The sequence below is a fragment of the Paenibacillus pasadenensis DSM 19293 genome, from assembly GCF_000422485.1.
GTDB lineage: Bacteria > Bacillota > Bacilli > Paenibacillales > Paenibacillaceae > Paenibacillus_O > Paenibacillus_O pasadenensis.
Map to the genome: position 1 here is coordinate 19761 of NZ_AULW01000065.1, position 13041 is coordinate 32801.

General features: G+C 66.4%; 10 protein-coding genes. All 10 read left to right on the forward strand.

The features are described from left to right. The first annotated feature begins 44 nt into the window (after positions 1 to 44). On the forward strand, positions 45 to 1577 hold the full coding sequence (mmsA, locus tag H582_RS0109640; protein WP_028598388.1) for a multiple monosaccharide ABC transporter ATP-binding protein: 1533 nt from the start codon (positions 45 to 47) through the stop codon (positions 1575 to 1577). Further along, a complete protein-coding gene (gene mmsB, locus H582_RS0109645; protein ID WP_028598389.1) occupies positions 1574 to 2737 on the forward strand; it encodes a multiple monosaccharide ABC transporter permease in 1164 nt (387 codons plus the stop codon). The genes mmsA and mmsB overlap by 4 nt, the downstream gene beginning before the upstream one ends. A 148-nt stretch (positions 2738 to 2885) precedes the next feature. Then, complete coding sequence (locus tag H582_RS0109650; protein WP_028598390.1) at positions 2886 to 3896, forward strand: substrate-binding domain-containing protein; 1011 nt, start codon at positions 2886 to 2888, stop codon at positions 3894 to 3896. Between the two features lie 33 nt (positions 3897 to 3929). Next, positions 3930 to 5786, forward strand: a complete 1857-nt coding sequence (locus H582_RS26815) for a cache domain-containing sensor histidine kinase (RefSeq protein WP_043111159.1) — start codon at positions 3930 to 3932, stop codon at positions 5784 to 5786. Then, complete coding sequence (locus H582_RS0109660; RefSeq protein WP_028598395.1) at positions 5755 to 6957, forward strand: response regulator; 1203 nt, start codon at positions 5755 to 5757, stop codon at positions 6955 to 6957. The genes H582_RS26815 and H582_RS0109660 overlap by 32 nt, the downstream gene beginning before the upstream one ends. Positions 6958 to 7412: 455 nt before the next feature. Next, on the forward strand, positions 7413 to 7745 hold the full coding sequence (locus H582_RS0109665; RefSeq protein ID WP_028598391.1) for a PadR family transcriptional regulator: 333 nt from the start codon (positions 7413 to 7415) through the stop codon (positions 7743 to 7745). Next, entirely contained in the window at positions 7742 to 9055 is a 1314-nt protein-coding gene (locus tag H582_RS0109670; protein WP_028598392.1) for an FtsW/RodA/SpoVE family cell cycle protein, read from the forward strand. Before H582_RS0109665 ends, H582_RS0109670 begins: the two co-directional genes overlap by 4 nt. A gap of 158 nt (positions 9056 to 9213) precedes the next feature. Continuing rightward, positions 9214 to 10545 carry a 4-hydroxyphenylacetate 3-hydroxylase C-terminal domain-containing protein gene (locus H582_RS0109675; RefSeq protein WP_028598393.1) on the forward strand — a complete coding sequence of 444 codons (1332 nt, stop codon included), beginning with the start codon at positions 9214 to 9216 and terminating at the stop codon, positions 10543 to 10545. Then, positions 10542 to 11603 carry an ABC transporter ATP-binding protein gene (locus H582_RS26820; protein ID WP_084136983.1) on the forward strand — a complete coding sequence of 354 codons (1062 nt, stop codon included), beginning with the start codon at positions 10542 to 10544 and terminating at the stop codon, positions 11601 to 11603. Before H582_RS0109675 ends, H582_RS26820 begins: the two co-directional genes overlap by 4 nt. Beyond that, a partial coding sequence (locus H582_RS0109685) for a 4-hydroxyphenylacetate 3-hydroxylase family protein (protein ID WP_028598394.1) occupies positions 11600 to 13041 on the forward strand: 1442 nt, incomplete at its 3' end. The genes H582_RS26820 and H582_RS0109685, both read left to right, overlap by 4 nt.

Consider the following 13041-nt stretch of genomic DNA (forward strand, 5'->3'; position numbering starts at 1 on the left):
GGACTCCGTCCGTCCAATCCTTCGAAAGGCATGGTGAGGGAACGATGGAGGCATTGCTGGAAATGCGCGGGATCACCAAGGCTTTTCCCGGCGTCAAGGCTCTTGAGAATGTCAACCTGAAAGTAGAAGAAGGCGAGATCCACGCCCTGATGGGAGAGAACGGCGCCGGCAAGTCGACGCTGATGAAAGTGCTCTCCGGGGTGTATCCGCATGGCTCGTACGAGGGAGATATTTTGTTTAATGGAAAGGCCTGCGAATTCCGGTCGATCCGCGGCAGCGAGCAGCAGGGCATCGTCATCATCCATCAGGAGCTGGCGCTCATCCCGCAGCTGTCCATTGCAGAAAATATCTTCCTGGGCAACGAGCGGTCGGCCCGGGGCATCATCGACTGGAACGAGACGACGATCCGCACGAAGGAGCTGCTGCAGACGGTCGGCCTCGGCGACTCGCCGCAGACGGAGGCGGGATCGCTCGGCGTCGGCAAGCAGCAGCTCGTGGAGATCGCCAAGGCGCTGTCCAAGGACGTGAAGCTGCTCATCCTCGACGAGCCGACAGCGGCGCTCAACGAGGAGGACAGCGAGAACCTGCTGCGGCTGCTGCTGGAATTCAAGAAAAAGGGCATGACGTCGATCATCATCTCCCACAAGCTGAATGAGATCATGAAGGTGGCCGACTCGATCACGATCCTGCGGGACGGCCGGACGATCGAGACGCTGGACGTCCGCGCCGACGAGATCACCGAGGATCGGATCATCAAGGGGATGGTCGGCCGCGACCTGACGCACCGCTATCCGGAGCGGGAGCCGAGCATCGGCGAGCTGCTGTTCGAGGCGCGAGGCTGGACGGTCAGCCATCCGCTGCAGCCGGACCGCATGGTCGTCGACGGCGTCAGCTTCGAGGTGCGGCGTGGCGAGATCGTCGGCATCGCCGGGCTGATGGGCGCGGGGCGCACGGAGCTGGCGATGAGCATCTTCGGCCAGTCGTACGGCAAGCGGATCAGCGGGCAGCTGTTCAAGGAGGGCAAGGAGCTGAAGCTCCGCGACATCCCCCAGGCGATCGACGCCGGCATCGCCTACGTGACGGAGGACCGCAAGGAGTACGGCTTGATCCTGGACGAGGACATCAAGCGCAATACGACGCTCGCCAGCTTGAAGAGCATCTCGAAATGGTTCGTCGTGGACGACAGCCGGGAGATCGTCGAGGCGGAAGGATTCCGCAAGCGGATGAACATCAAGACGCCGAGCATCCACCAGAAGACGGGCAACCTGAGCGGCGGCAACCAGCAGAAGGTCGTCCTCAGCAAATGGATCTTCACCGGGCCCGACCTGCTCATCCTCGACGAGCCGACGCGGGGAATCGACGTCGGCGCCAAGTATGAAATCTACACCATCATCCACCAGCTGGCGGAGCAGGGCAAAGGCATCCTGATGATCTCCTCCGAGCTGCCCGAGCTGCTCGGCATGTGCGACCGGATCTACGTCATGAACGAGGGACGGTTCACCGGCGTCGTGCCGAGAGCGGAAGCCAGCCAGGAAAGGCTGATGAAATACATGACCGGCAAGGGGGACACTCCATGACAACCGCGCTTCGCGCCCTGCGGGGCAACTTCAGGCAGTACGGCATGTTCATCGCGCTGCTGTTCATCATGCTGCTGTTCCAGCTCCTCTCCGGCGGCATCCTGCTCAAGCCGCTCAACATCACGAACCTGATCCTGCAGAACAGCTACATCCTGATCCTGGCGATCGGCATGCTGCTCGTCATCATCACCGGCCATATCGACCTGTCCGTCGGCTCGATCGCCGCCTTCGTCGGCGCCATATCGGCGATCCTGATGGTGCAGCACCAGATGCCGTATCCGGCCGCGATCGTCATCTCCCTCCTGATCGGAGCGGCGGTCGGAGCCTGGCAAGGATTCTGGGTCGCGTACATGCGCATCCCGTCTTTCATCGTCACCTTGGCGGGCATGCTGCTGTTCCGCGGTCTGACCATGCTCGTGCTGAACGGCAAGTCCGTCGCGCCGTTCCCGAACGAGTTCCGTTCGATCAGCACCGGCTTCGTGCCGGATCTGCCGTTCGGCTGGGAGCTGCACGGAGCGACGATTCTCGCCGGCATCATCGTCTCGATCCTTTACCTGTTCATGGAATGGCGAGCCCGGCTCGTCCAGAAGCGCTACTCGTTCGAGCAGCTGTCCTTGCCGCTGGCAGCGGCCAGAGCGGCCGGCGTCATCCTCATCCTCAACCTGTTCACCTACGTGCTCGCCTCCTACAAAGGACTGCCGAACATCCTCATCCTGCTCATGGTGCTCGTCGTCATCTATACGTTCGTCATGCGCAAGACCGTCATGGGCCGCCATATCTACGCCCTCGGCGGCAACGAGAAGGCCGCGAGGCTGTCGGGCGTGAAGACGAAAAAGGTGACGTTCTGGGTGTTCGTCAACATGGGCGCGATGGCGGCTCTCGCCGGACTCGTGTTCGCGGCGCGCCTCAATGCCGCCACGCCGAAGGCGGGCGTCAACTTCGAGCTGGACGCCATCGCGGCGGCCTTCATCGGCGGCGCTTCGGCCAGCGGCGGCGTCGGCACGGTCGTCGGCGCGATCGTCGGCGGCCTCGTCATGGGCGTCATGAACAACGGCATGTCGCTGATCGGCCTCGGCATCGACTATCAGCAGGGCATCAAGGGGCTCGTGCTGCTGCTTGCGGTCGCTTTCGACCTGTACAACAAGAACAAGGCTTCCTGAGCATGCGCTCGGATGCCGGTCGCGGCTGAAGCCGCACGCGCTGCGTGCCTGCCAGCCGCGTTTTTTTTCCGTCATGCAAGCGTACGCGCTCTTCCGAGCCGATGCTATAATGAGTGGCGGCAGCTTGCCGGATCGGAGGGAATGCCTGATGAAAAAGCTGGTGCTTGTCTATCTCGTCCTGATCGCAGCGTTCGCGGTATTTCTGTACGCGGCGTTCAGCAAGGACGATTCCGACGCCCTCGGCGGCGTCACCGGCCTGCACGGGGAGCGCGGGGAGACGTACGTGATGGTCAACTTCCTCACCGGCATCGATTATTGGAAAAACGCGCTCAAGGGCTTCGAGGACGCGGCGGAAGCGCTCGGCGTCTCCGTCGAATACCGCGGCTCGACCCAATACGACGTGCACGAGGAAGTGAAGGTGCTGGAGCAGGCGATCGCGCGCAAGCCGGCGGGCATCGCGATCAGCGCAATCAACTCCGACGCGTTGCGGGCCGCGATCGACAAGGCCGTCGACGCCGGAATCCCGGTCGTCATGTTCGATTCCGACGCGCCGAGCAGCAAGGCCTATTCGTTCCTCGGGACGGACAACTACGAGGCCGGCGTCACGGCTGCGCGCCAGATGGCCGAGCGGGTAGGGGCGACAGGCAAGGTCGGCATCATCACCCATCCGAACCAGCTCAACCATCAGGAGCGCACGCGAGGCTTCGAGGAGACGCTGCGCAAGGAGTTCCCCGGCCTCGTGCCGGCGAGCGTCGCCGACGGCAAGGGCGACCAGCTCGAGTCGGAGCGGGCGGCGGCGGCGATGATGAAGCGCGATCCCGATCTCGTCGGCATCTTCGTCACCGAAGCGAACGGCGGCGTCGGCGCGGGCAACGCGGTGCTCAAGCAGGGCAAGCTCGGCGAGGTGCGGATCATCAGCTTCGACACGAACAAGGCGACGCTCGACATGGTGAAGAGCGGCACGATCGCCGCGACGCTGGCGCAGGGCACATGGAACATGGGATACTGGTCGCTCATGCAGCTGTTCCATGCCCGCCAGGAGCGGATCGATCCGCTGCCGGACTGGCAGTCGGCGGGCGTATCGCCGCTGCCCGCCTACGTCGACACGGGAATCACGGTCGTCACCCGGGACAATGTCGACCTTTATTACGCCAAGTAGGCTTCTGCGGCGACAAGGAGGAGGGACGCGGACATGCCGCTTCACTGGCTGCGGCTCAACAACTGGCCGATCCGCAACAAGCTGATCGTTCATTTTCTCATCGTCAGCACGCTGCCTGCGCTCGGGATCGGCATCCTCGTCGCGCTCGCCACGAACGGCGCGATCGAGCGCCAGGTCAACAGCCATACGGAGCAGCTGATCGGCAACGTGAACAAGTCGCTCGACCATTACGCGGCCAACGTGCAGAGCATCACCTACTTCATCGCGATGAATCCGGAGATCCAGTCGTTCCTGGAGGGCGGCTCGGCCGCTCTCCAGGACGAGGAGACGGAGTACCGCGCGAGCAAGTTCCTCGAGGGCTTCACGACGCTGTACAGCGAGGTCGCAGGCATCATGGTCGTCAACGCTCGCGGCGAGTACTTGAGCAACGACATGTACGCCCGCAACGATCGGCTGCTGACGGAGGAGGACTGGTACCGGCAGGCGGTGGAGTCGCAAGGGATCTTCCAGATGATCGGCCATCCCGTCAACCGGAACGTCATTACCCACGCCAATTACAAGGACAGCGAGATCGTGTCCGGCGTGCGGGCGATCCTGCAGCCCGAATCGCAGCAGGCCGAGGGCGTCGTGCTGATCGACCTCAAGCTGCGCGTCGTCGCCGAGACGCTGCGCGGCGTGACGCTCGGCAAGTCGGGCTATCTGATGGTGCTCGACGACAGCGGCGACACGGTCTATGCGCCGCGCGAGTCGGTCGCCGGCCGGCTGGACGGCGGACGCTTCGAGTCCGCATCGGGCACGTTCTCGGAGGCGATCGGCGGCAGCCGCTTCCAGTTCATCTACCAGAAGTCGCCGTTCACCGGCTGGACGACGGTCGGCGTCTTTCCGGTCGCCGAGACGCTCAAGGAGAACCAGGAGCTCAACCTGTACCTGGCCTCGTTCGTCTTTCTCGTCTGCCTGCTCGGCATCGCCGCCTCGTACTTTTTGTCGCACTCGATCTCGCGGCCGATCTCCCAGCTGTCGTCCTTCATGCGCAAGGTGGAGGAGGGCAACATGCAGATCCGGATCGCCGGCGCGCGGCAGGACGAGGTCGGCCTGCTCGGCCAGAGCTTCAACAAGATGCTCGTCCGCATCAACCTCCTGATCGTCCAGGTCGGGGAGGAGCAGCGGCAGAAGCGCGAGGCGGAGCTGAGGAGCCTGCAAGCCCATATCCAGCCGCATTTCCTGTACAACACGCTCGACACGATCCAGTGGCTCGCCCGCAAGGACGGCGCCCGGCAGGCGGCCGAGGTCGTGGAGTCGCTCTCCAAGCTGTTCCGCATCGGCCTCAGCAAGGGACGCGAGATGATCCCGCTCGCCCAGGAGCTGGAGCATATCCGCAGCTACCTGAACATCCAGCAGACGCGCTACAAGGAGAAGCTCGATTACCGGATCGAGGTGGACGAGCGGGCGCTCGGCCATCTGCCCGTGCTGAAGGTGTTCCTGCAGCCGATAATCGAGAACGCCATCTACCACGGCATCAAGGAGCGGCGCGGGCCGGGCCTGATCGCGATCCGGGCGGAGCAGGCGGGCGGCGCGATCCGCTTCGCCGTCGAGGACAACGGGGCGGGCATGAGCGAGGAGCGCTGCGCGGAGCTGCGCCGGATGCTGGCCGGCGACATGCCGGCGGACGCCCTGCGCGCGGAGGGACGGAGGCGGCTCGAACAGGCTGCGGGCGGCTACGGGCTGAGGAACGTGCAGGAGCGGTTCCAGCTGTCGTTCGGCGAGGGCTGGGGGCTGTCTGTCGAGAGCCGCCCGCAGCAAGGCACGACCGTGTATATCCTGCATCCTATTCTGCCGCTGAGAGAGGAGGAGCGCCGCCATGGCCTGGAAAGTAATGATCGCGGACGATGAGTCCATCATCCGCGACGGAATCCGCAGCTCGGTGCCGTGGGCGGAGCTCGGGCTGGACGTCGCCTGCGAGGCGGAGGACGGCGAGCAGGCGCTCGAGCTCGCGCTGCTCCATCGCGTCCACATCCTGCTCGTCGACATCCGCATGCCGATCATGGACGGGCTGGAGCTCGTCTCCCGCCTCCGGGAGGAGCTGCCGGAGTGCCGGATCATCATCATCACCGGACATGACGAGTTCGGCTACGCCCATGAAGCGATCAACCTGAACGTGGACGGCTATATCCTGAAGCCGGTCAATCCGGACGCGCTCGGCGACATGCTGGGGCGGGTCGCCGCCAAGCTGGAGGCCGCGACCGACCAGGACGAGCGGCTGCAGATGGCTTCGCGGCAGATCGAGAAGAACGTGCATCTGCTGCGCGAGCGATTCGGCCTGGAGTGGATCGGCGGCGAGCTGGAGCGGGGGGAGATCGAGGAGCAGCTGGCGTTCCTGCGGCTGCCCGTCGAAGCGCCGTCCGCCGTCGGCGCGCTGCGCTGGCCGGACCATTCCAAGGGCAGGTGGTTCTACTCGGAAAGGGACCGCCAGCTGCTGCTGTTCGCCATGGAGAACATCGTCGACGAATGCCTGCAGGACCTGGCCCTGCTGCGCTGCCGGGACCGCTCGGGCTGCATCGTGCTGTTCGTCTGGGGACGGCCGGCGCCGGGGCAGCTCGACTCGATCGCCGCGAGCATCGCCCGCTATCTGGGAATCGAGGTGCAGGCCGGCTTCCGCGAGACGGGCGGCGATGCCGCCCGCGTGCCGGAGCTCTATCTCGAGGCCAAGGCAGCGGTCAGCCGCGGGACGAGCCTGTCCGAGCTCGTCCGCAAGACCAAGGAGCGGATCGAGGCCGGCTACCCGGAGCCGCAGCTGTCGCTGGAGCGCACCGCCTCGGAGCTGAACGTGTCCGCCGCCTACTTGAGCCGCATCTTCAAGCAGGAGACGGGAACGTCCTTCGTCGCCCTGCTCGCGCAGACGCGGATCAAGCAGGCGCTGCGGCTGCTCATCGAGACCGATCTGGCGATGCACGAGATCGCCGAGCAGGTCGGCTACGAGACGCAGCATTATTTCAGCACCGCCTTCAAAAAGGCGGTCGGAATTCCGCCGATCCGCTACCGCAAGGGCGAGCGGGGCCGGTAGGAGCGGGCGATGGCAGCTTTTTAGCTCCTGTCCGAACTTGGACAGAATGCCCCTTGTTCCGATACACTTTAACCGGAGGGGAAGCCTCTTTTTGCCGTTAAGGAAGCGCGAACCGCCGTGCGTTGCGCGTCCTAACGGCATTTTTGCCGTTAGGGAGCGCGGTTCGCCGTGCGTTGCGCGTCCTAACGGCATTTTTGCCGTTAGGGAGCGCGGTTCGCCGTGCGTTGCGCGTCCTAACGGCATTTTTGCCGTTAAGGGAGCGCGAACCGCCGTGCGTTGCGCCCTTAGCACCATGTTCATACAAAATCGTGAGACAGCACGGTTTGGAGCAGATCGGGAGCCTGACTTGATCGGCGTCGATAATGGAAATAAAAGGTTGAAATTTCCCTTTCCTCCCTGTATCCTTATCCCTAGTATATCTATCCCTAGATAATCTAGATATTGGAGGATTGCAGATGAAAATCGGCAAGGAGCTGATGAAGGGGAGCACGGTCATCCTCGTGCTGTCGCTGCTCGACCGCAAGGAAATGTACGGCTACGAGCTGGCCAAGGAGCTGGAGCGCCGCTCGGAGGGGCTGTTCCAGCTGCAGGAGGGGACGCTGTATCCGATCCTGCACGCGCTCGAGGCGGACAAGAGGGTCGAGTCGTACTGGAGCGAGGAGGGCGGGCGGCGGCGCAAGCATTACCGGATCACCGATCTCGGCCGCAGGCAGCTCGGCGAGCGCAAGCAGGAGTGGGCGCTGTTCAGCCGGACGGTCAACCGGGTGCTCGGGGAGGGCGGCACATGACGGGAATCGGGCAAGACCCGCGGGTGCGGGCGTACCTCGACGCCGTCTGCTCCAAGGTAAGGGCGAAGGATCGGCATGCCGAGATTCGCGAGGAGCTGCTCGGCCATCTGGAGGAGCTGGCGGAGGAGCTGAGGGCGGAGGGCATGGAGGAGCAGGAAGCCGCTCGCGAGGCGCTGCGCCGCATGGGCGATGCGGAGCGGGTGGGCGCCGGACTGCATCTGGCGCATCGGCCGAAGCCGGATCTGTGGCTGGCGGCCATGGCCGGGCTGATGCTGCTGGCGGGGCTCGCGTACGTGTACGGGCTGCAGCAGCTTTACGAGTTGCCAAGCGTGGTGGAGAGTTCGCTTGGCTTGGGTGCGCTAGGACTCTTGCCGCTGGCCGCTTGTTACTATGTTCCGTTGCCGTTGCTGCGTCGCTGGTGCTGGCTCTTTTTCGGAACGGGAGCGTTGCTTTTGGCCGCAACCATCGTGCACGGAGTGCGTGTGAATGGTCAAATGCAGCTTTCCATCGGCGCAGGAATTCTGGATTCGGCTCCGATTGCCATGCTCCTGCTGTTTGCAGGGGCAGCCGGCATAGTGGCTCGTCCACGACCGGCTGCCGCCGACCGGAAAAGCCTCTGGCTGCAAGCGATCGGGGAAGCGGCATTGCTGGGGCTGATTCCTGCCGTTCTGTTTCTAAGCAGCTCTCAGTTGGCCAGGTTGCCCTTGTACGGTGCAGGTCTGATTGTCCTTGTAGCATTGAACCGGCGCTGGAGGCTTGCCCTGTCCGGGGTGGCGATGCTGCCCGTTTTCGCTCTCTTCCTGATCCGAAGGGATTCCTTCTACGCCTGGGAGCGGATAGCAAATTGGAGCAGCGCCGAGGACAGAAGCCGTTTTTTGTATGGCAGGGCCCTCGACGCGATGCAAAGCGCCGGCTGGTTTGGCCAAGGCTTGCCGAACGGACCAGATCCCAAGGCCCCGATCGGCAGCGAATTTCTGTTTCCCTTCCTCGTCTATTCGCTCGGCTGGGCGTTCGGCCTGCTGCTCGGCGCGCTGCTGCTGCTGTTCATCGGCCGCTGCTTCGTGCAGGCGCTGCGCGTGCAGGATCCGCAAGCCCGCGCCTTGGCTGCCGCGCTGGCGGCGGTGTTCGGCGTACAGACCATGTGGAGCCTGCTGCTCAGCTTCGGGCTGCTGCCGGTTGTCGGCTTCTCGTTGCCATTCCTCAGCTGGGGCAGTCCGCTGCTCGGCGAGATGGCGATGCTTGGGATGCTGCTCGGCCTGATCCGGCAGCGGGATCGAAGGCCGGAAGCTTTTTCGTCCGCAGCGGGTTGACAGGCGAGGAGAAGTGCTATACCTTATTATTCAAAGCAAATAACTAGGAATATTGTCCACCCGATCACGGGAGGCCTTTTGTTCCGGCTCGCGAGCGTCCGCTCGTCCTGCCGGGACCAAAGGCCTTTTTTCATTCTATCCGACGAGGAGAGGTAGCGATGAGCGCTGGACCGTGGCCGCACGCCGGCCAAGCCGGGCTGCGGCTGGAAGAGGCGGAGGGCGAGCCGCCGCTGCGGCAGGCCAAGGAGCTTGACGGATTGCGGCAGGAAAGAAGGAAGCTCGCCGACTGGCTGCGCAAGGGCGAGGACCCGTGGGAGCGGTTCCCCGCCGCGCCGCGCTCGCGCGGCGAGCTGGCGGCGCTGAGAGGCGGCTGGCGCGAGGCGGCGGACGGCGGCAGCCTGCTGCAGGGCGGATTCGCGGATTACGCGCTCGCGCTGCTGTCGGCCTGGGACGCCTTCGGCGAGGCGCTGGATATCGGCGGGGACTTCTCCCGCCGTGCCCGGGCGATCGTGCGAGCGCTGCGGGAGGAGCGCCGCCTGCCGGTGTACGCGCCATTTCCGCTGCAGCCCGAAAGAACGGCATCCGGCGACCGCGCGCCGCTGCTTCAGCCGTCGGCGGACGGCCTGCTGCTGACGGGAGTCCAGCCGGTCCCTGCGGAGGCGCTGCTCGCAGCCGAGCTGCTGCTCGCCGTGCCGGAGCAGCCGGACGGTCCGCCGTCGGCGCTGCTGCTCGTGCCGATCGCGAGTCCCGGCGCCGAGCTCGGCCCATGGCAGGAAGGCGACGCCGCGCTGGAGCTGCGGCTGCGGCGGGTGCTCGTGCCGCAGGAGCGGGTGCTGGTCCAAGGCGATGCGGACCGGGTGCGGCTGCTGCTGAGCGAGCCGCCGTTCGCGGGGCTGGCGGACTTCCAGCGCGCGGCGCGGGAGCTGGAGCGGCTCGAGGAGCTAGTCGGGCTCGCGTTCGCGCTGGCCGAGCGCGGCGGCCGGACGCCGGAGCTGGAGCTCGGCAGCCGGCTCGGGCTGCTCGTGCAGCGGCTGGAGACGCAGCGGGCGCTGCTGCTGGCGGCGGAGCGGGAGGCGGCCGCCGCGCCGGGCGGCGTCTGGCTGCCCGCGGAGGTTCCGCTCTACGCCGCGCTCGCCGAGAGCGGCGCGGCGCTTCGCGAGGCGGCGGCGCTGCTGCCGGAAGCGGCGGGCTGGCGAATCGCCGTCCCGGTGCGGAGCGCCGGCCGTTCCGGCGCTGCGGCTTCCGCCGATGCGGCCGCATCCGGGGAAGCGGCGCTGGCGGAGCGGGCGCGCTGCTGGAGCAGCGGCCGGCGCGCGCGGGAGCTGCAGCTCGGGCTGCTCGCCTGGGGCAGCGACGAGCAGCGGGCCGCTGCCAGCTGGAGCCGCTATCCGGCGGAGCGGCTGCGGGGGCTGTACCGGAGCTTTTGGCAAAGCTGGGAAGCGGGGCGGACGGTCGGCTCGGCGCAGCGACGAAAGGGGGAGGACGAATGACGGTCAAAATCGAGGCGCGGGGCATCCGCATGGCCTACGCGTCGGGGAGAGGAGCCGCCCGCGCTTCGCTGGAGGTGCTCCAGGACTTCGGCCTGCAGATCCGCGAGGGCGAGTTCATGAGCGTGCTCGGCCCGAGCGGCTGCGGCAAGTCGACGTTCCTCGGCATGCTGGCGGGCCTGGCCAAGCCGACGGAAGGCGTGATCACGGTGGACGGCCAGCCGCTGACGGGAGTGAGCCGCCGCAACGGCGTCGTGTTCCAGGGCTACGCGCTGTTTCCGTGGCGGACGGTGCTGCACAACGTGGAGACGGGGCTGCAGATCCGCGGCGTGCGCGCCAAGGAGCGGAGGGAGAAGGCTCGGCATTACATCCGGCTCGTCGGGCTGGAGGCGTTCGAGGACCGCTATCCGCATGAGCTGTCCGGCGGCATGAAGCAGCGCGTGGCGATCGCCCGGGCGCTCGCCTACGATCCCGACGTGCTGCTCATGGACGAGCCGTTCGGAGCGCTGGACGCGCAGACGCGGGAAACGATGCAGGCCGAGCTGCTCCGCATCTGGGAGGCGAGCCGCAAGACGATCGTTTTCATCACGCACAGCCTGGACGAAGCGGTCTACCTGTCGGATCGGGTGGCGGTCATGACCGCCCGTCCCGGCCGGGTGAAGGCGATCCTCGACATCCCGCTGGAGCGGCCGCGTCCGGCCTCGATCCGGGGCGAGGAAGCGTTCGTGGCGCTGCGCAGGCAGGCCGCCGCGATCCTGCAGGACGAGGTCGAGCAGACGGACCGGCTGCTGCGCGAGGAGGCGCTGTCCGGAGCCGGGGAGGCGGCGAGAGGGCATGAGGCGGAGGCGGGCGGAAGAGGGAAGGCTGCTCTGGAAGAGAGGGTAGCGGTGCAAGCAGGGGCGGGGGCGGTTGAACCGGACCGGGTCAAGCTCGAGCCCGTACAGGCGCAGCTTTCGGCCAGTACGGAGCCTATCGGGGCGAGTGAAGCGGCTCCGGCCAAGGCCGGACATGGCGAGGCTCCCGCTCTTGTCAGCGCGGCCGCTGCAGGAGAGTCGCGATGAGCGCCGGCAGCCGATATCTCGAGCGGCTGAACGACGGCCGCAACGTCTGGATCGGCGGCAAGCCCGCCGGCGACATCCGCGAGCATGAGGCGCTGCGCGGCACGGCGCGCTCGGTCGCGGCCGTCATGGACCTGCAGGACGATCCGGAGCTCGGGCCGAGGCTGACGTACCGGACCGAGGATACGGGCGCGCGGGCGAACCGCGCGTTCCAGAATCCGCGCAGCCCGCAGGAGCTGGCCGGCCGCCGCGAGGCGTTCTACCTGTGGTCGGCGGCGACGTTCGGCGTCATGAGCCGGATCGGCGGCTTTTACCGCGCGCAGCTGGCGGCATGGCACGAGCGGCGAAGCCTCATCGCGGCCGAGCAGCCGCAGTTTCCGGACAAGCTCGACGCGTATTTCCGCTATGTGCGGGACAACGACCTGCTGCTGACGGCGGCCGGCCACGATCCGCAGGTCGACCGCTCCAAGCTCACCTCCGAGCTGGGAGACGCCTATGCGGCGCTGCGCATCGTGCGCGAGACGGAGGACGGCCTGATCGTGCGCGGCTCCAAGATGATCGCCACCGGCGCGCCGTACATGGACGAGATCATGGTGTCGCCGCACAGCCCCAAGCAGCAGGCGGAGCATCGCTACGCCGTCATGTTCGCGGTGCCGGTGTCCTATCCGGGCCTGCACCTCGTCTGCCGCGAGCCGTTCCATGCCGAGGATACGGAGGACCATCCGCTGTCCGGCCGCTACGACGAGCTGGACGCCGTGCTCGTGTTCGACGATGCGCTCATTCCTTGGGAAAGGGTGTTCATCCACGACGATCCGGCCGCCATCTGGAAAATCCGCTCGGATCGGCTCGCCGCCTCGCTCAGCATCCATGAGAACATCGCGCGGCTGCTGGCCAAGCTGGAATTCACCGCCGCCGTCGGGCAGGAGCTGGCCGAGAGCATCGGCATTGCGCGCTTCGGCCATGTGCAGGCCAAGCTGTCCGAGCTGCAGCGCCAGGCCGAGTCGGTGCGCGCGCTGCTATTGGCGGCGGAGGATGGAGCCGAGCGCCATGAGTCGGGCGTCCGGGAGCCTCGCCTCGCTCCGCTGACGACGGCCAAAAATCTCGGCAACCGCTACTACCCGCGCGCCATCGAGATTCTGCAGCAGCTGTCCGGCGCAGGCATGCTGCAGACACCGGCGACGGCGCGCGAGCTGGACACGCTGGCGGGCGGCGCGCTGGCGCCGCTGCTGCACAGCGCCTACGGCGGAGCGGACCGCGGCGCTCCCGAGCGCGTGCGGCTGCTCAAGCTCGCCTGGGATCTCGTCGGCAGCCCGCTCGGCGCGCGGCATGAGTTGTACGAGCGCTTTTACGCCGGCGATCCCGCGCGCACCTATGCGGCCCAGTACGCCGAATACGACAAGAGCGCGCTGATCGCCCGCACGCTTTCCCGCCTCGGCAGCTG

What these genes read in the sequence shown, in the direction of transcription:
- mmsA (WP_028598388.1), top strand. Translation starts at nt 45, where the DNA reads ATGGAGGCATTGCTGGAAATGCGCGGGATCACCAAGGCTTTTCCCGGC.
- mmsB (WP_028598389.1), top strand. Translation starts at nt 1,574, where the DNA reads ATGACAACCGCGCTTCGCGCCCTGCGGGGCAACTTCAGGCAGTACGGC.
- H582_RS0109650 (WP_028598390.1), top strand. Translation starts at nt 2,886, where the DNA reads ATGAAAAAGCTGGTGCTTGTCTATCTCGTCCTGATCGCAGCGTTCGCG.
- H582_RS26815 (WP_043111159.1), top strand. Translation starts at nt 3,930, where the DNA reads ATGCCGCTTCACTGGCTGCGGCTCAACAACTGGCCGATCCGCAACAAG.
- H582_RS0109660 (WP_028598395.1), top strand. Translation starts at nt 5,755, where the DNA reads ATGGCCTGGAAAGTAATGATCGCGGACGATGAGTCCATCATCCGCGAC.
- H582_RS0109665 (WP_028598391.1), top strand. Translation starts at nt 7,413, where the DNA reads ATGAAAATCGGCAAGGAGCTGATGAAGGGGAGCACGGTCATCCTCGTG.
- H582_RS0109670 (WP_028598392.1), top strand. Translation starts at nt 7,742, where the DNA reads ATGACGGGAATCGGGCAAGACCCGCGGGTGCGGGCGTACCTCGACGCC.
- H582_RS0109675 (WP_028598393.1), top strand. Translation starts at nt 9,214, where the DNA reads ATGAGCGCTGGACCGTGGCCGCACGCCGGCCAAGCCGGGCTGCGGCTG.
- H582_RS26820 (WP_084136983.1), top strand. Translation starts at nt 10,542, where the DNA reads ATGACGGTCAAAATCGAGGCGCGGGGCATCCGCATGGCCTACGCGTCG.